Here is an 18,571-nt window from a genome sequence, read left to right as displayed (position 1 = left end):
TATGGATTGTCAACAAGGAGGTAATGCTTTTGACTGAAAAATCAAGAGAAGAAGAAAAATTAAGCTTTAAAGAGCAGATTCTACGTGATTTAGAAAGAGTAAAAGAACAAGATAGAAGAGAGAAAGAAGTAGAGATTCCAAATCTGACGGCTTCATCATCTCAAGCTAGTTCAGCAACTCCTTCAGATCTTGAACCAGAAACATCAACAGAAGAGTTGATGGCTGATTCCCTATCTGTTGTCGATAAAATCCTAAAAAATGCACCAAGTGTTCCTCCACTTTCAAGTGCTAGAACTGATGAAACGGATGACCAAGAAGAGAAAGAGATTAGACAGCCAATCATCGACAAGATTGAAGTTGTAGAATCTGAAGAACCTCTAGTAGAACCGATTCATCTGGCTGAAGAACCTGTAGTGGAACCCGTTCAACCTAAGGTAGAACCAGTTGAGCTTAAACCCGAAGAAAAAGAATTTAACGATACTCCGACTAAGGTTGCCGTAACATATAAAACAGAAGACAAGAAAGAGGAAATCACTCCAGGAATGCCTGAAAGAGTTGAGCCTGTTTCTACAGAATCCAGCAGTGGATTAGCTGATGCTCCACGTCGTAGTCGTCGTCAAGGTGCAACATCAACTAAGAAAAAATCAAAAGCTAAAGGTTGCCTAGTAACAGTTCTAGTTCTCCTAGTACTCGTTGCAGTTGGTGGTTACTTTGGTTATGGTTACGTTCAAGATTCTTTGAAACCTGTTGATGCGAGCTCTAAGGATTACGTAACGGTTCAAATCCCAGATGGTGCAAATGTTCAAGAAATTGGAAGCACCTTGGAAAAATCTGGTTTGGTTAAACATGGACTTATCTTTAGCCTTTATGCTAAATACTATAGTCATGCTAACTTGAAGTCAGGTTATTATAACTTGAAGAAGAGTATGAGTACGGATGAATTGATTCAAGAATTGCAAAAAGGTGGGACTCCTGAAGCTCAGGCACCTGTTCTTGCAAACTTGACCATTCCAGAAGGCTATACATTAGAGCAAATCGCTCAAACAGTAGGACAACTTCAAGGTGAATTTAAAGAACCTCTTACTGCGGATGCTTTCTTGGCAAAAGCTCAAGATGAGACCTTTATCTCACAATTAGTAGCCAAGTATCCAAACCTACTTGGAAGTCTTCCAACAAAAGACAGTGGCGTTCGTTATCGTCTTGAAGGCTACCTTTTCCCAGCAACCTATACGATCAAAGACAGTACAACTGTTGAAAGTTTGATTGATGAGATGGTAGCTGCTATGGACAAGGCTATGTCACCATATTACGCTACGATCAAAGAAAAGAATCTGACAGTTAATGAATTGCTCAGCATTGCTTCTCTTGTCGAAAAAGAAGGTGCTAAGACCGAAGACCGCAAGAAAATCGCAGGTGTCTTCTATAACCGCTTGAATGCTGGTATGCCACTTCAAAGTAATATCGCTATCCTATATGCTCAAGGAAAACTTGGTCAAAAGATTAGTTTAGCAGATGACGCTGGAATTGATACAACGATTGATTCACCATACAATGTTTACACACACCTTGGCCTCATGCCTGGACCGGTTGATAGCCCAAGTTCGGATGCGATTGAAGCAAGTGTAAACCAGACAAAGAGTGAGTACTTGTACTTTGTAGCAAATGTTGAAGATGGTAAAGTATACTTTGCAACAACAAAAGAAGAACATGATCAAAACGTTGCAGAGCATATCAATAGCAAGTTACCTCAAGCAAGTAGTTCAAACTAAAATTATGTGGTTTTCCACATAATTTTGTTTTAAAAAAGTAAATAGAAAAGAAAGTTTAAAAAATGGCAGAAAAAACTTACCCAATGACCCTTGAAGAAAAGGAAAAACTAGAAAAAGAATTAGAGGAGTTGAAACTCGTCCGTCGTCCCGAAGTCGTAGAGCGTATCAAGATTGCTCGTTCCTATGGAGACCTTTCAGAAAATAGTGAGTATGAAGCAGCGAAAGATGAACAAGCTTTTGTTGAAGGACAAATTTCAAGTCTAGAAACAAAAATTCGTTATGCTGAAATTGTTAATAGCGATGCAGTTGCCCAAGATGAGGTAGCAATCGGTAAAACAGTAACAATCCAAGAAGTCGGTGAAGACGAAGAAGAGGTCTACATCATTGTTGGTTCTGCAGGTGCAGATGCTTTTGCTGGTAAAGTCTCAAATGAAAGTCCGATTGGCCGTGCTTTGATTGGCAAGAAGACTGGCGATACTGCAACGATTGAAACACCAGTTGGTAGCTATGATGTCAAAATCTTAAAGGTTGAGAAAACAGCCTAAATAGGATGAAAAAGGAGTAGTGAAGGTTTTACCTTGCTCAACTCCTTTTTGGTTTTTTGGATAAATAGGAGACTATATGAGTTCAAATAAGAAGAAAAATAAAATGGAGCGTGGATTAACCAATCGCCATGTTCAGGTGATGGCTATTGCGGGAACAATCGGAACAGGACTTTTCCTAGGCGCTGGTCGCTCTATCAGCCTTACTGGACCTTCGATCATTCTGATTTACATGATTACAGGAGCCTTTATGTTTTTGATGATGAGGGCTGTTGGGGAGATGCTGTATCAAGATCCAGAACAACATACCTTTATCAACTTTATCACCCGTCATTTGGGGAAAGGCTGGGGATATTTCTCAGTTTGGTCTTATTGGTTGTCAGTTGTCTTTATCGGTATGGCAGAAATCACTGCCATCTCAGACTATGTCCGCTTCTGGTTTCCCACATGGCCTAGCTGGATGATTCAGCTTGTCTTTTTAACGATTTTGGCTTTGGTCAATCTGATTGCAGTTAAGCTCTTTGGCGAAGTCGAGTTTTGGTTTGCTATGGTCAAGATTGTGGCGATTTTAGCCATGATTGCCACTGGGGTATTTATGGTTTTGACAGGCTTTAAGACACCGCATGGTGTTGCAAGCTTGGCAAATATCAGCGACCAGTTCTCTCTTTTTCCAAACGGAGTTATGAACTTTGTCATGGCCTTTCAAATGGTATTTTTTGCCTATCTGATGATTGAGTTTATCGGGGTAACAACTTCTGAAACAAAGAACCCTCGTCAGGTCTTGCCCAAAGCTGTTAAGGAAATTCCTCTCAGAATTATCTTCTTCTACGGGGGAGCTCTCATTGCGATTATGGCCATTATTCCTTGGTCTTATCTTAATTCTTCAGATTCTCCATTTGTAACGGTTTTTGAACTGGCAGGGATCAAGTGGGCGGCGGCTCTAATCAACTTTGTTGTCTTGACATCAGCGGCGTCTGCTCTTAACTCAACTCTCTACTCAACAGGGAGACACTTATATCAGATTGCCCATGATTCGCCCAATCGTTTCTTAAAGGCCATTAAGGTCGATACCCTTTCTCGCCACAATGTTCCACAAAATGCCATCATCGCCTCAGCGATCTTGATTGCTCTCGCTGCCTTTATCAATGTGTTGCCAGGTGTTTCAGATGCCTTTGCTTTGATCACCGCATCTTCATCAGGTGTTTACATCGCGATTTATATCTTGATTATGGTGGCCCATCTCAAATACCGCAAGTCACAAGACTTCATGGCTGATGGCTACCTCATGCCTCAGTATCGCTTGCTTAATCCCCTAACCATTCTCTTTTTCGTCTTTGTTTTTGCGACTCTCTTTTTGCAAGAGTCTACCTTTATGGGGGCAGTTGGTTCTGCCATCTGGATCCTTGTTTTTGGGATTTATAGCCAGTGGAAATTTAGAAAATAACTCATGGACTCATCAACTCTGCTTGGTGAGTTTTTTCTAGTTTGACAGTCTATTGAAATAGGATTATAATCAAGCTGTAGCAGTTTATTAGGAGGTTTGAATGCACGTTAGATTGGAAAATAAGGAATCGCTTAAAGCGCAAGAAATAGGGGATTTGATTCGTGCTTATAATCGTTCCAAAAGAGAAGAGGCTGAGAGCGAGCCACTGAATCTTTATCTCGAAGACGAAAAGGGCAATCTCATGGCGGGCTTAGTAGCTGAGACTTTCGGAAATTGGCTGGAAATCGAATATTTGTTTGTGAAAGAGGAGCTACGAGGACAAGGAATCGGTTCGAAACTATTGCAGCGAGCAGAAAATGAAGCCAAGAATCGAAACTGTCGTTTTTCTTTTGTCAATACTTACCAGTTTCAAGCGCCAGATTTTTATCTAAGTCATGGCTACAAGGAAGTTTTTATCTTGGAAGACTATCCCTACACAGGACAAAGATACTATTACCAAAAGGATTTGTGATCTAGACTTCTTTCCTTTGAAGAGGAGCTTGTCTAAGTATCAAAAAAGAACGAATTCTCTTTATCATGTAAGATGATAGGGAGTTTTTTTGTTAATAAAATCTTACAAAATGACATTTATATATTGCATTAAGTTAGATATATGGTATAATTTTTTTAAAAGAAGCGCAACTTTTTAAAATGTTGAAGGAGGACGCTAGTGGCTAAAAATTTAAAATTAAAATTAGCTCGGGTGGAGCGTGATTTAACACAAGGGGATTTGGCAGAGGCTGTGGGTGTTACTAGGCAGACTATAGGCTTGATTGAAGCTGGGAAATACAATCCTAGTCTCTCCCTCTGTCAGTCCATTTGCAGATGTTTAGGCAAAACTTTAGATCAATTATTTTGGGAGGAAGAAGATGAAAAATAGATTTTTTTATTATCAATTATTAGACGAAAGAGAAGAACAACTGATTAACAAAGCTGGGACAGAGTCTTTTAATGTGTTTATCGGGCTCATTCTGCTAAGCTATCTGGTGGCTGTATTATCACCTGCTCTTTTTAATCCTAATATTCTTCTGGTTACCCTTCTTTTAGGAATTTTCTTCTTTTTCAATCGTACACGACAACTTGGAGTGACCTACTATAGTCGTTTTCATTTTACGATTGGAGGGTGTTTGCTGGTGACTCTCGCTATTACGACTCTCTTGATGTTGGAGAATTATCAATTCAATATCGAAATTTATCAGCACAATCCTTTGAACGTTAAATATTTGTCTGCTTGGGCCATCACTTATCTGATCTACCTTCCTTGGGTTTTTATCGGCAATCTTGGCCTTAAAAGTTATGGCGAATGGGCTCAAAAAAAGTTTGAGCAAGATATGGATGAACTGGAGAATGGAGAATAGCTTGTTAGCTTTTTATCAATCTCAGTAAAATGTGTTATAATAGTACTAATTTATCGGATGGTGTGAAAGTGGTAGAATACATTCATACCTTTGTAAAGTAGGAAGAAGGAAAACAGATGTATCCAGATGATAGTTTGACATTGCACACGGACTTGTACCAGATTAACATGATGCAAGTTTACTTTGACCAAGGGATTCACAATAAGAAGGCGGTTTTTGAGGTTTACTTCCGCCAGCAACCTTTTCAGAACGGCTATGCGGTTTTTGCTGGTTTGGAAAGAATTGTACATTATCTTGAAGACTTACGCTTTTCAGATAGCGATATTGCCTACTTGGAGACGCTTGGGTATCATGGAGAATTCTTGGATTACCTACGAAATCTCAAGTTAGAACTAACGGTTCGTTCTGCTCAGGAAGGGGACTTGGTTTTTGCTAATGAGCCGATTGTGCAGGTTGAAGGACCTCTAGCCCAATGTCAATTGGTCGAAACGGCTCTCTTAAACATCGTTAACTTTCAAACCTTGATAGCGACCAAGGCAGCTCGTATTCGTTCGGTCATTGAAGATGAGCCTTTGATGGAATTCGGGACACGTCGTGCGCAAGAAATGGATGCTGCTATCTGGGGTACACGAGCAGCCGTGATTGGTGGAGCCAACGGAACTAGCAATGTGCGAGCAGGGAAGCTCTTTGGTATTCCAGTCCTAGGAACCCACGCCCATGCCTTGGTACAGGTTTATGGAAACGACTATGAAGCCTTCAAGGCTTATGCGTCAACCCATCGTGACTGTGTCTTTCTAGTAGATACATATGATACGCTTCGCATCGGTGTGCCAGCTGCCATTCAGGTTGCTCGTGAACTGGGAGACAAGATTAATTTTAAAGGCGTTCGTATCGACTCAGGGGATATAGCCTATATTTCCAAGAAAGTTCGCCAACAGTTAGATGAGGCTGGATATCCAGATGCCAAAATTTACGCTTCCAATGACCTCGATGAAAATACTATCCTTAACCTCAAAATGCAACACGCTAAGATTGACGTTTGGGGGGTGGGTACCAAGCTGATTACAGCCTATGACCAGCCAGCTCTTGGAGCGGTTTATAAGATTGTAGCGATCGAAGATGAAACTGGTAAGATGCGCAATACCATCAAGCTTTCAAGCAATGCTGAAAAAGTATCGACCCCAGGTAAGAAGCAGGTATGGCGCATTACTAGTCGTGAAAAAGGCAAGTCAGAAGGTGACTACATCACCTATGACGGTGTGGATGTTGCCAGTATGACAGAAATCAAAATGTTCCATCCGACATATACTTACATCAAGAAGACCGTTCGAAATTTTGATGCCGTTCCTCTCTTGGTGGATATTTTCAAAGAAGGAACATTAGTTTACAACTTGCCTAGTTTGACTGAGATTCAGGCCTATGCTCGTAAGGAATTCGACAAGCTTTGGGATGAGTATAAACGGGTACTCAATCCGCAACATTATCCAGTGGACTTGGCGCGTGATATTTGGCAAGATAAGATGGACTTGATTGATAAGATGCGCAAGGAAGCTCTTGGTGAAGGAGAAGAAGAATGAGTTTGCAAGAGACCATTATCCAGCAACTGGGCGTCAAACCAGTGATTGATGCCCAGGAAGAAATTCGTCGTTCCATTGACTTCTTAAAGAGATACTTGAAAAAACACCCTTTCCTTAAAACCTTTGTACTAGGGATTTCTGGGGGTCAGGACTCAACCTTGGCAGGGCGCTTGGCGCAATTAGCGATGGAAGAAATGCGAGCAGAGACAGGGGATGACAGCTACCAATTTATCGCTGTCCGGCTTCCTTATGGAGTCCAAGCTGACGAAGAGGATGCTCAAAAAGCCCTCGCTTTCATCCAACCAGATGTCAGCTTGGTTGTGAATATCAAGGAATCAGCTGATTCCTTGGCAGCTGCAGTTGAAGCGACAGGAAGTCCTGTTTCAGATTTTAACAAGGGAAATATCAAGGCGCGTAGTCGTATGATTGCTCAATATGCCCTTGCGGGTGCCCATAGTGGAGCTGTCATTGGAACAGACCATGCTGCGGAAAATATCACAGGATTTTTTACCAAGTTTGGTGACGGTGGTGCAGACATTCTCCCACTTTATCGCCTCAATAAACGCCAAGGAAAACAACTCTTGAAGGAACTTGGTGCAGACCCAGCCCTTTATGAAAAAATCCCAACAGCAGACCTAGAAGAAGACAAACCAGGACTTGCTGACGAAGTAGCCTTGGGAGTCACTTACAATGAAATTGATGACTACCTTGAAGGCAAAACAATCAGCCCAGAAGCCCAAGCGACTATCGAAAACTGGTGGCACAAAGGCCAACACAAACGCCACCTACCAATCACCGTATTTGATGACTTTTGGGAGTGAGACAGAAATCGGTAACTCGAAGAGTTCGATTTCGTTGTCTCACCCCCGCAACGATGACTAGGTTTGAAAAAGCTTGGTAAAGCGCATTTCAAACCAGACAGCGACTGCGTCAAGTAACTAGATGAAAAACTTGTTTTCTAGCTGTTACTGAGTATAGTCTTTTTACCCTGAGCCTAGAAATGAGAAAGCGAGGAAGGTCCGGGGGACCTTTTCAGCCCGAGTCTAGAAATGAGAAAGCGAGGCAGATTCGGTAACTCGTAGAGTTCGATTTTCCTTATCTCACTCCCGCAACGATGACTAGGTTTGAAAAAGCTTGGTAAAGCGCATTTCAAACCAGACAGCGACTGCGTCAAGTAACTAGATGAAAAACTTGTTTTCTAGCTGTTACTGAGTATAGTCTTTTTACCCTGAGCCTGGAAATGAGAAAGCGAGGAAGGTCCGGGGGACCTTTTCAGCCCGAGTCTAGAAACAGGAAAACGAGTCAGATTCGGTAACTCGAAGAGTTCGATTTTCCTTGTCTCACCCCCGCAACGATGACTAGGTTTGAAGAAGCTTGGTAAAGTGCATTTCAAACCAGACAGCTACTGCGTCAAGTAACTAGATGAAAAACTTGTTTTCTAGCTGTTACTGAGTATAGTCTTTTTATCTTGAGCCTTAAGCTTAGAAAGCGAGGTAACATTATGAAAGCAACCGGTACGCAAATATTACAGACAGAACGTTTGATTTTGAGAAGATTTGTGGAGAGTGATGCGGAAGCCATGTTTCAAAATTGGGCTTCGTCTGCTAAGAATCTGACCTATGTCACCTGGGATCCTCATCCTGATGTCGAGGTGACTCGGAACTCGATTCGAAATTGGGTTGCATCCTATACTAATCCCAACTATTACAAATGGGCCATTTGTCTCAAAGAGAACCCAGAGCATGTGATAGGAGATATCAGCATCATTGAAATGCACGAGGAAGATTTAAGTTGTGAAATTGGGTATGTTTTAGGAAAAAACTTTTGGGGCCTAGGTATGATGACAGAGGCCTTGAAAGCTGTGTTAGATTTTTGTTTTACTCAAGCAGGCTTTCAAAAAGTCAGAGCTCGCTACGCTAGTCTCAATCTAGCTTCAGGCCGTGTTATGGAAAAAGCGGGAATGTCTTATCTAAAAACCATTGCCAATGGTGTGGAGAGAAAAGACTACGTTGCGGACCTTATTTATTACCAGATAAGCAGGGAAGACAGGTGATTCTCTTTCCTGTTTCTACCAAAGTCAGACCTTGTCTGGCTTTTTTTGTGCCAGATTTCTAAATAAACTGATTAAATTCCTATTTTTCCCTATCATTGTCCCTGTTTTTTCTGGAGTTTTGGAGCTATAATAGTCCTATCAAATCAAAGAATGGAGGAAGGCAATGGACAATGTAATCTTTTTTATCAGTGTTTTTCTTGCTGGAATTCTTTCCTTCTTTTCTCCTTGTATCTTACCCTTGTTGCCAGTCTATGCAGGAGTCTTATTGGATGATAAGAATGATGCTCAGGATTCTAGCGGAAAATTTTCAATCTCACTTGTAAGTTTATTGCGAACTCTGGCCTTTATAGCGGGGATTTCCTTTGTTTTTATCTTACTGGGCTATGGAGCTGGTTTTTTAGGCAATTTACTGTATGCTTCTTGGTTTCAGTATGTGACGGGTACGGTTATCATTCTCTTGGGCTTGCACCAGATGGAAGTCTTACATTTGCAGGGACTCTACAAGGAAAGAAGGCTACAATTAAAGAGACAGGGGCAAAAGGGGAACGGCTATAGTCAGGCATTTTTACTGGGGTTGACCTTTAGTTTTGCTTGGACGCCGTGTGTGGGGCCAGTTCTGGGGTCTGTTTTGGCTTTGGCGGCTTCAGGTGGTTCAGGAGCTTGGCAGGGAGCTGGTCTCATGTTGGTTTACACGCTGGGATTGGCGCTACCATTTTTAGTCCTAGCTCTCGCCTCCAGCTATGTTTTGAAACATTTCCGAAAACTGCATCCTTACCTCGGAATCCTCAAAAAAGTGGGTGGTTTCCTCATTATCGTGATGGGAATCTTGGTGCTTTTGGGAAATGCTTCCATTTTGACTACATTATTTGAATAGAGAGGAAAAAGAAATGAAAAAATGGCAAACATGTCTCCTTGGAGTAGGCTCAATCTGTTGTTTGGCAGCCTGTTCGGCTAAAAACATGTCAGACGAAGCTACTATGAAGGAGCAAACCAAAACAGAACAAGTCAGTTCACAAACTGCGACTAAAGGTCAGGCGGTTGCTGATTTTGAACTAACAGGAGTAGATGGTAAGACCTATCGTTTATCTGACTACAAAGGCAAGAAAATCTATCTTAAATTCTGGGCTTCTTGGTGTTCTATCTGTTTAGCCAGTCTTCCAGATACGGATGAAATTGCTAAAGAAGCTGGTGATGACTACGTGGTCTTGACGGTAGTGTCACCTGGACACAAGGGGGAGCAAGCAGAAGCGGACTTTAAGAATTGGTACAAGGGATTGGATTATAAAAATTTACCGGTTTTAATTGATCCGTCAGGCAAACTTTTGGAAAGTTATGGTGTTCGTTCTTACCCGACTCAAGCCTTTATAGACAAGGAAGGAAAGCTGGTCAAAACGCAACCAGGTTTTATGGATAAGGATATGATTTTAAAAGAATTGAAAGAAATGGGGTAGAGAAAGGCTATGAACGATAAAGTAAAACTTTTTGTCTTGGCAGGGGTCATTCTCCTAGCCCTAACCGGTTTTTATTTTCTATTGACGCGAAATGCAGGGCAGACAGATAGCTCGCAAATTGAGAAAGCATCCGTTAGCCAAGGAGGAAAAACAGTGAAAAAAACAGAAGTGAGCAAAGACGCAGACTTGCACGAAATTTATCTAGCTGGGGGATGTTTCTGGGGAGTGGAGGAATACTTCTCACGCGTTTCCGGAGTGACAGATGCCGTTTCAGGCTATGCAAATGGTAGAGGGGAAACAACCAAGTACGAATTGATTAACCAAACAGGACATGCAGAGACTGTCCATGTCACCTATGATGCCAAGCAAATTTCCCTCAAGGAAATTCTGCTTCATTATTTCCGCATTATCAATCCAACCAGCAAAAATAAACAAGGAAATGATGTGGGTACCCAGTATCGTACTGGTGTTTATTACACAGATGATAAGGATTTGGAAGTAATCAACCAAGTCTTTGATGAAGTTGCTAAAAAATATGACCAACCTCTGGCAGTTGAAAAGGAAAACTTGAAGAATTTTGTGGTGGCGGAGGATTATCACCAAGACTACCTCAAGAAAAATCCAAATGGCTACTGTCATATCAATGTTAATCAGGCTGCCTACCCTGTCATTGATGCCAGCAAATATCCTAAACCAAGTGATGAAGAATTGAAGAAGACCTTGTCACCTGAGGAGTATGCAGTTACCCAGAAAAATCAAACAGAACGAGCTTTTTCAAACCGCTATTGGGATAAATTTGAATCTGGTATCTATGTAGATGTAGCTACTGGCGAACCTCTCTTTTCATCAAAGGACAAGTTTGAGTCTGGTTGTGGCTGGCCTAGTTTCACCCAACCAATCAGCCCAGATGTTGCTACCTACAAGGAAGATAAGTCTTACAATATGACACGCATGGAAGTGCGGAGCCGAGTTGGAGATTCTCACCTTGGCCATGTCTTTACGGATGGACCACAGGACAAGGGTGGCTTACGCTACTGTATCAATAGTCTCTCTATCCGATTTATTCCCAAAGACCAAATGGAAGAAAAAGGCTATGCCTATTTACTAGATTATGTCGATTAAGAAGTCTTTCCTAAGCAGTTAGAGGAGAATTTTGCTATACTGATACTAGTAAGTGGTAAAGGAGCAGAGCATGACCTACACAATCTTAATCGTAGAAGATGAGTATCTGGTAAGACAAGGATTGACCAAGCTGGTTAATGTAGCGGCCTACGATATGGAAATCATCGGTCAGGCTGAAAATGGAAGACAGGCTTGGGACTTGATTCAAAAGCAGGTGCCAGACATCATTTTAACCGATATCAATATGCCTCAGCTAAATGGCATCCAGTTGGCCAGGCTGGTCCGAGAAACCTATCCTCAGGTTCACCTAGTTTTTTTGACAGGTTACGATGATTTTGATTATGCCTTATCTGCCGTCAAACTCGGTGTAGATGACTACTTGCTCAAACCCTTTTCGCGTCAGGATATTGAGGAAATGTTGGGGAAAATCAAGCAAAAACTAGACAAGGAAGAAAAGGAAGAGCAGTTACAAGATTTATTAACTGATAAGTTTGAGGGAAATCTGGCCCAGAAAATCCAGTCTCATCTGGCTGACAGTCAGTTTAGTTTGAAGTCTTTGGCCAGTGACCTAGGTTTTAGTCCGACTTATTTGAGTTCCTTAATTAAGAAAGAGTTGGGCCTGCCTTTTCAGGATTATCTGGTGAGAGAGCGTGTTAAACAAGCCAAGCTCTTGCTTCTGACCACGGATTTAAAGATTTACCAGATAGCCGAAAAGGTTGGCTTTGAAGATATGAACTATTTTACCCAACGTTTTAAACAGATTGCAGGTGTGACCCCTCGTCAGTTTAAGAAGGGAGAAGGTCGATGAAGCGTTCTTCTCTTTTAGTCAGAATGGTTATTTCCATCTTTCTGGTCTTTCTCATTCTCCTAGCTCTGGTTGGGACTTTCTATTATCAATCTAGTTCATCAGCTATTGAGACCACTATTGAGGGCAATAGCCAAACGACCATTAGCCAGACTAGCCACTTTATTCAGTCTTATATCAAAAAATTAGAAACCACCTCGACAAGTTTGACCCAGCAGGCAGATGTCCTAGCCTATGCTGAGAATCCCAGTCAAGACAAGGTAAAGGAAATCCGAGATCTGTTTTTGACCATCTTAAAGGCAGACCAGGACTTGAAAACGGTGGTACTGGTCACCAAATCCGGTCAGGTTATTTCTACAGATGATAGTGTGCAGATGAAAACCTCCTCTGATATGATGGCTGAGGATTGGTACCAAAAGGCCATTCATCAGGGAGCTAAGCCAGTTTTGACCCCGGCTCGTAAATCAGATAGTCAATGGGTCATTTCTGTCACTCAAGAACTTGTTGATGCAAAGGGAGCCAATCTTGGTGTGCTTCGTTTGGATATTTCCTACGAAACTCTGGAAGCCTATCTCAACCAGCTCCAGTTGGGCCAGCAGGGTTTTGCCTTTATCATCAATGAAAACCATGAATTTGTCTACCATCCTAAACGTACTGTCTATAGCTCAGCAAGTGAAATGGAGGCTATGAAACCCTACATCGAGACGGGGCAGGGCTATACGCTAGACCATCAATCCTACGTCAGTCAGGAACAGATTGCAGGAACTGATTGGACGGTGATAGGCGTGTCTTCGTTGGAGAAGTTAGACCAGGTTCGGAGTCAACTCATGTGGACCTTGCTTGGTGCTAGTGCCTTATCTCTTCTTGCCTGTCTCTGCTTGGTGTGGTTCAGTCTCAAACGCTGGATTGCCCCTTTGAAGGAACTTAGAGAAACCATGCTGGAAATTGCTTCTGGTGCTCAGAATCTTCGTGCCAAGGAAGCTGGTGCCTATGAACTGAGAGAAGTGACTCGTCAGTTCAATGCCATGTTGGATCAGATTGATCAGTTGATGGCAGATGTGCGCAGGCAGGAAGAAGCAACCCGGCAGTATGAACTTCAAGCACTGTCGAGCCAGATTAACCCCCATTTCCTCTATAATACTTTGGACACTATCATCTGGATGGCTGAGTTTCAGGATAGTCAGCGAGTGGTTCAGGTGACCAAGTCCTTGGCAACCTATTTCCGCTTGGCGCTCAATCAAGGAAAGGATTTGATTTCTCTTTCTGATGAAATCAATCATGTCCGCCAGTACCTCTTTATCCAGAAACAACGCTATGGTGATAAGCTGGAGTATGAAATTGCTGAAGATCCTGACTTTGATAATTTAGTCTTGCCTAAACTGGTGCTACAACCCCTTGTAGAAAATGCCCTTTATCATGGCATCAAGGAGAAAGATGGACAGGGACATATTAAAGTTTCCGTCCAGAAAAAGGATTCAGGGCTTGTCATCCGCATTGAGGATGATGGTGTTGGTTTCCAAGCTGCTGGCGATAGTAGTCAAAGTCAGCTCAAACGTGGGGGAGTTGGTCTTCAAAATGTCGACCAACGACTCAAACTTCATTTTGGAGAAAACTATCAGATGAAGATTGATTCTGTACCTTCAAAAGGGACGACGGTTGAAATATACATCAATAAAATTGAAACTAGTTAACTCCCAGTTCACTCTGGGAGTTTTACTATTAAAAATCAGAATGATTAGTTGGCCTTGATAAAATCCGTAAAAAAAGATATGATAGATAGTGACAAAAGAGGTATCAAGTATGAAGGAAAAAGACATTCAAAGAGCAACAAGCCAGATTGTAGAAGATGTAATAGACAAGGCTAATTTGAGGCAAGGAGCTATCTTTGTTTTGGGCCTTTCTTCTAGTGAGGTGATAGGTGGTCAGATTGGCAAGGAATCCAGTCAAGAAATTGGGGAAATCATTGTGAAGACCATTCTAGCTATCCTAGAGGCTAAAGGTATTCATCTAGCCGTTCAAGGTTGTGAACATGTCAATCGAGCCCTCGTCGTTGAACGTCAGGTGGCAGAGCAGTTTGGTCTTGAAATCGTCAGTGTCCTTCCTACACTTCATGCAGGAGGTTCGGGTCAGTTGGCAGCCTTCAAGTTTATGCGGGATCCAGTTGAGGTTGAATTTATTAAGGCCCATGCTGGATTGGATATCGGAGATACTGCGATTGGCATGCATGTCAAGCATGTTCAGGTTCCGATTCGCCCTCTTTTGAGAGAAATTGGGCATGCCCATGTAACGGCTCTTGCAAGTCGTCCCAAACTAATCGGAGGAGCGCGTGCGCAGTATCCACAAGATTCTATCAGAAAGTCGTGAACTTATTCTGTAGTAACAGAAGAAAAGTAAAAGACAGAGGAAAAATGGTATAGATACCAGGACTTCCTCTGTTCTTTTTTTGTTGAATTTTTGTGTAAAGTGCTCCAAATAAGATCAGTTTTTACAAGAAGAAGGGACGCCATCTGAAGGAAAATTGCCAAAAGTAGAAAAAGTAAAGTAGAGAATTTTTTTCGTTATAGAAATCAGTAAACAAAGCTGGATTTAGCTGTTCTAGGTCGGCTTTTTTGTGCTATACTTAAGGTATGCATAGAAAAACAGTGATAGATTTTAGGGCTTTGGGGGAGAGATACACTTTTACCCAGCCGATCAAAGAGTTAAAAACGAGAGATTTAGCAGAAGTGGCGGACCTGCTGGCTCAGGTGGAAAGCTACCAAGAACAAGGCTATTATGTGGTGGGCTATGTCAGTTACGAGGCTGCACCTGCATTTGAGGAGAAATTAGCAGTTCATAAAGCTCCTTTACTGGCAGAGTATCTGCTATATTTTACAGTTCATGATAGGGTAGAAACATCACCTATTCCTCTGACTTATGAGGAAATAGATCTGCCTTCAAAGTGGCAAGAAGTAACATCTGCGACAGACTATGAAAAGGCGATTGCCCAAATTCACCATCATTTGCGTCAAGGGGACACCTACCAGGTCAACTACACCGTCCAACTCAAGCAAGACTTAAACGCCAATCCTTTTGCCATCTACAATCGTATGGTGGTAGAACAGGAGGCGGGCTACAATGCCTATGTTGAACATGATGAGATGGCAGTGATTTCCATGAGTCCAGAGCTCTTTTTTGAGCAAAATGACCGGGAATTAACGACTCGCCCGATGAAGGGAACAACCCAGCGGGGAGTTACTAACCAAGAAGATTTAGAACAGGCTAGTTGGCTAGAACAGGATCCTAAAAATTGCTCTGAGAATATGATGATTGTAGATCTCTTGCGCAACGATATGAACCGTATTTCTGAGGTGGGGAGTGAGCACGTGGAGCGTCTTTGCCAAGTGGAACAGTATTCAACTGTTTGGCAGATGACTTCGACCATCAAGAGTCAGTTGCGAGAGGATGTGGACCTAGTTGAAATCTTCCGTTCGCTCTTTCCATGTGGATCCATCACAGGAGCTCCCAAAATTGCGACCATGGAAATTATCAAGAACTTGGAGCCCCAACCCAGAGGAGTCTACTGCGGAACGATTGGTCTCTTGCTTCCAAGTGGGCGCCGGATTTTTAATGTCGCCATTCGGACTATTCAACTCTATATGGGCCAAGCTATCTATGGAGTTGGCGGAGGGATTACTTGGGATAGTACTTGGGAATCTGAATACCGAGAGGTTCATCAAAAGGCGGCTGTACTCTATCGTAAACAAGCACGTTTCCAATTGATTACAACTGGGAAAATCAGCAAAAAACAACTGCTGTTTGAAGAACAACATCTTGAAAGACTGACAAAGGCGAGTCGATATTTTGCCTATCCTTTTCATCCGGAAGACCTGAGACAAAAGATAGAGGAAGAGTGCCAAGTTTGTGATGCTAATCAAGACTACCGTTTGCGAATCATCCTCAGCAAATCTGGAGAGATAGAACTCAGTCGCCAAATCTTAACACCTCTTAGTCCAAGCTTCTGTCAGGCTAAAGTCTGCCTGCAAGAAGCTGATTTGCAGCAAGCATTTACCTACTTCAAAACCACTCACAGACCGCACTTAAGCCTAGGAGAGCAAGAGAAGATTTACCACAATAAGTCAGGAGAACTACTTGAGACTTCTATTGGAAATCTGATCTTAAAAATTAATGGTAAACTCTATACACCACTTACCAGTCAAGGAATTTTGCCAGGAATCTATCGTCAGCATTTGCTAAAAACAGGACAGGTAGAGGAAAAAGTCTTGACTTTGGCAGACTTGAACCAAGCAGAAGCTGTCTATGGCTGTAACGCAGTGAGAGGATTGTATGAGTTGGAAATGAATTCTAAATAAACTTCATAAACTAAAAAACATAATGGATATGTTGAATTGTTTGAATTGTTGGATTAAGTTTGATAAAATAAGAGGAAAACGATGTCATTTTATGGGAGGAAATGATGAAAAAAACAGTTCTTTTTAAAGCTGGTCTAGCTAGCTTGTCTGCGTTGATGATGCTCGCTCAACCGACTTTTGCTAATGATACAATTCACTTTTCAAATTGTACAGAAGCGTGGGAAAATGGCTATTCTGATATCCATAGAGGAGAGCCTGGATATTCTTCAAGACTAGACAAAGATGGTGATGGAGTTGCCTGTGAACGCTCAAAAGCTCCTCGAGGTGTTTTTAAACCACGCCAATCTAGTCCACAGAATAGAGTTTCTTCTAGTGGATGGGTTAAGCAGGATGGATATTGGTATTATTATTCTGACAATGGTAATCCAGTAACCAATTCTTGGAAAGGAGATTACTATCTCAAATCAGATGGGACAATGGCTCAGAGTGAGTGGATATATGACTCATATTACAAAGGATGGTATTATCTCAAATCGGATGGTTCGTATGCACGAAATACATGGATAGGAAGTTACTACCTTAAAGCAAACGGAAAGATGGCTCAAAGTGAATGGATTTATGATTCATCATACCAAGCTTGGTATTATTTGAAATCAGATGGATCCTATGCCCAAAATGCTTGGCAAGGCACTTTTTATCTTAAAGCGAACGGTAAAATGGCACAAGGTGAGTGGATATATGACTCTTCTTATCAATCCTGGTACTACTTGAAATTAGATGGTTCATATGCTCGTAATACTTGGCAAGGAAATTACTATTTGAAATCAGATGGTAAAATGGCAAAGAATGAGCGAGTTGATGGTGGCAGATACTACGTAGATGGTTCTGGTCTTTGGAAACCATAAATCAGAATAATTTCTAGGAAGTTAATGCAAACCTTTGCACAAAAGAGACGATTCTGTTATACTATATCTGTAAGCATTTTCAATTAAAAAGGAGAAGACGATGAGTCAAAAGATTATTGGGATTGACCTTGGTGGAACATCTATCAAGTTTGCAATTTTAACTCAAGAGGGAGAAATCCAAGAAAAATGGTCTATCAAGACTAATATTTTGGATGAAGGAAGCCATATCGTAGATGATATGATTGAGTCTATTCAACATCGTTTGGACTTGCTTGGATTGTCAGCCACAGACTTCCGAGGGATTGGGATGGGATCACCTGGTGTGGTTGACCGTGAAAAAGGAACTGTTATCGGTGCCTACAACCTCAACTGGAAAACCCTTCAACCAATTAAAGAAAAGATTGAAAAAGCCTTGGGGATTCCATTCTTCATTGATAATGATGCCAACGTAGCTGCTCTTGGTGAGCGTTGGATGGGGGCTGGTGAGAACCAACCGGATGTTGTCTTTATGACACTTGGTACAGGTGTTGGTGGCGGTATCGTGGCAGAAGGCAAATTGCTTCACGGTGTTGCTGGAGCGGCAGGTGAGCTTGGCCATATCACTGTTGACTTTGACCAACCAATCGCATGTACCTGTGGTAAAAAAGGCTGTCTTGAGACAGTTGCTTCTGCAACAGGGATTGTCAACTTGACTCGTCGTTATGCAGATGAATACGAAGGCGATGCGGCCTTGAAACGCTTGATTGATGACGGAGAAGAAGTAACTGCTAAAACTGTCTTTGACCTTGCAAAAGAAGGGGATGACCTTGCCTTGATCGTTTACCGAAACTTCTCACGTTACTTGGGAATCGCTTGTGCTAACATCGGTTCAATCCTAAACCCATCAACAATCGTTATTGGTGGTGGAGTATCAGCTGCGGGAGAATTCCTTCTCCAAGGCGTGCAAAAGGTTTATGATGAAAATACCTTCCCACAAGTACGCACATCTACAAAATTGGCTCTTGCAACTCTAGGAAATGACGCTGGAGTAATCGGAGCAGCATCACTTGTATTGCAATAAGATCAAAAAGGAGAAAAACACTACTTTAAAGCCAGTGATTTTCCTCCTTTCTTTTTTTATGCTATACTAGTTAGGACAATAAATGAGGTGAGAGTAA

18 protein-coding genes are annotated in these 18,571 nt (G+C 41.9%); all 18 read left to right on the top strand.

Features of this window, described 5'->3' with window-relative positions:
* Window positions 1–23 precede the first annotated feature (23 nt).
* The 18 genes from mltG to ACORHV_RS06050 all read left to right on the top strand — a co-directional run bounded on the left by mltG (window position 24) and on the right by ACORHV_RS06050 (window position 18,474).
* On the top strand, window positions 24–1,769 hold the full coding sequence (gene mltG, locus ACORHV_RS06135) for an endolytic transglycosylase MltG (RefSeq protein ID WP_434397809.1): 1,746 nt from the start codon (window positions 24–26) through the stop codon (window positions 1,767–1,769).
* A 62-nt stretch (window positions 1,770–1,831) separates the two neighbouring features.
* The gene (gene greA / locus ACORHV_RS06130) at window positions 1,832–2,314 is read left to right on the top strand and encodes a transcription elongation factor GreA (protein WP_000818765.1); all 483 of its coding nucleotides are present in this window, start codon (window positions 1,832–1,834) and stop codon (window positions 2,312–2,314) included.
* 76 nt (window positions 2,315–2,390) lie between these two features.
* Window positions 2,391–3,755 carry an amino acid permease gene (locus ACORHV_RS06125; protein ID WP_162285020.1) on the top strand — a complete coding sequence of 455 codons (1,365 nt, stop codon included), beginning with the start codon at window positions 2,391–2,393 and terminating at the stop codon, window positions 3,753–3,755.
* 100 nt (window positions 3,756–3,855) lie between these two features.
* Window positions 3,856–4,266: a GNAT family N-acetyltransferase gene (locus tag ACORHV_RS06120; RefSeq protein WP_434397806.1), complete on the top strand. Its 411-nt coding sequence runs from the start codon at window positions 3,856–3,858 to the stop codon at window positions 4,264–4,266.
* A gap of 198 nt (window positions 4,267–4,464) precedes the next feature.
* A complete protein-coding gene (locus ACORHV_RS06115) occupies window positions 4,465–4,674 on the top strand; it encodes a helix-turn-helix transcriptional regulator (protein ID WP_001107502.1) in 210 nt (69 codons plus the stop codon).
* The gene (locus ACORHV_RS06110) at window positions 4,664–5,152 is read left to right on the top strand and encodes a DUF6773 family protein (RefSeq protein ID WP_000797150.1); all 489 of its coding nucleotides are present in this window, start codon (window positions 4,664–4,666) and stop codon (window positions 5,150–5,152) included. Before ACORHV_RS06115 ends, ACORHV_RS06110 begins: the two co-directional genes overlap by 11 nt.
* A 116-nt stretch (window positions 5,153–5,268) precedes the next feature.
* The gene (locus tag ACORHV_RS06105; RefSeq protein ID WP_434397804.1) at window positions 5,269–6,729 is read left to right on the top strand and encodes a nicotinate phosphoribosyltransferase; all 1,461 of its coding nucleotides are present in this window, start codon (window positions 5,269–5,271) and stop codon (window positions 6,727–6,729) included.
* Entirely contained in the window at window positions 6,726–7,550 is an 825-nt protein-coding gene (gene nadE / locus ACORHV_RS06100) for an ammonia-dependent NAD(+) synthetase (RefSeq protein ID WP_434397802.1), read from the top strand. The genes ACORHV_RS06105 and nadE overlap by 4 nt, the downstream gene beginning before the upstream one ends.
* Window positions 7,551–8,230: 680 nt before the next feature.
* A complete protein-coding gene (locus ACORHV_RS06095; RefSeq protein ID WP_125328252.1) occupies window positions 8,231–8,782 on the top strand; it encodes a GNAT family N-acetyltransferase in 552 nt (183 codons plus the stop codon).
* A gap of 163 nt (window positions 8,783–8,945) precedes the next feature.
* On the top strand, window positions 8,946–9,656 hold the full coding sequence (ccdA2, locus tag ACORHV_RS06090) for a thiol-disulfide oxidoreductase-associated membrane protein CcdA2 (protein WP_125869207.1): 711 nt from the start codon (window positions 8,946–8,948) through the stop codon (window positions 9,654–9,656).
* Between the two features lie 13 nt (window positions 9,657–9,669).
* Window positions 9,670–10,233, top strand: a complete 564-nt coding sequence (locus ACORHV_RS06085; protein ID WP_125328254.1) for a redoxin family protein — start codon at window positions 9,670–9,672, stop codon at window positions 10,231–10,233.
* Window positions 10,234–10,242: 9 nt separating this feature from the next.
* Complete coding sequence (gene msrB, locus ACORHV_RS06080) at window positions 10,243–11,355, top strand: peptide-methionine (R)-S-oxide reductase MsrB (RefSeq protein ID WP_434397798.1); 1,113 nt, start codon at window positions 10,243–10,245, stop codon at window positions 11,353–11,355.
* Between the two features lie 70 nt (window positions 11,356–11,425).
* Window positions 11,426–12,163: a response regulator transcription factor gene (locus ACORHV_RS06075; protein ID WP_434397796.1), complete on the top strand. Its 738-nt coding sequence runs from the start codon at window positions 11,426–11,428 to the stop codon at window positions 12,161–12,163.
* Window positions 12,160–13,851 (top strand): cache domain-containing sensor histidine kinase, encoded by a 1,692-nt coding sequence (locus ACORHV_RS06070; protein WP_434397794.1) that lies wholly within the window; start codon window positions 12,160–12,162, stop codon window positions 13,849–13,851. The genes ACORHV_RS06075 and ACORHV_RS06070 overlap by 4 nt, the downstream gene beginning before the upstream one ends.
* Window positions 13,852–13,960: 109 nt before the next feature.
* Window positions 13,961–14,524: a TIGR01440 family protein gene (locus ACORHV_RS06065; protein ID WP_434397792.1), complete on the top strand. Its 564-nt coding sequence runs from the start codon at window positions 13,961–13,963 to the stop codon at window positions 14,522–14,524.
* Between the two features lie 263 nt (window positions 14,525–14,787).
* On the top strand, window positions 14,788–16,509 hold the full coding sequence (gene pabB / locus ACORHV_RS06060) for an aminodeoxychorismate synthase component I (protein WP_434397790.1): 1,722 nt from the start codon (window positions 14,788–14,790) through the stop codon (window positions 16,507–16,509).
* 104 nt (window positions 16,510–16,613) lie between these two features.
* Complete coding sequence (locus ACORHV_RS06055) at window positions 16,614–17,414, top strand: excalibur calcium-binding domain-containing protein (RefSeq protein WP_053090819.1); 801 nt, start codon at window positions 16,614–16,616, stop codon at window positions 17,412–17,414.
* 100 nt (window positions 17,415–17,514) lie between these two features.
* Entirely contained in the window at window positions 17,515–18,474 is a 960-nt protein-coding gene (locus ACORHV_RS06050; protein ID WP_000078551.1) for an ROK family glucokinase, read from the top strand.
* Window positions 18,475–18,571: the final 97 nt, after the last annotated feature.

This window comes from Streptococcus sp. KHUD_016, from assembly GCF_051106465.1.
Lineage (GTDB): Bacteria > Bacillota > Bacilli > Lactobacillales > Streptococcaceae > Streptococcus.
This window is presented reverse-complemented; position numbering and strand designations above follow the sequence as displayed.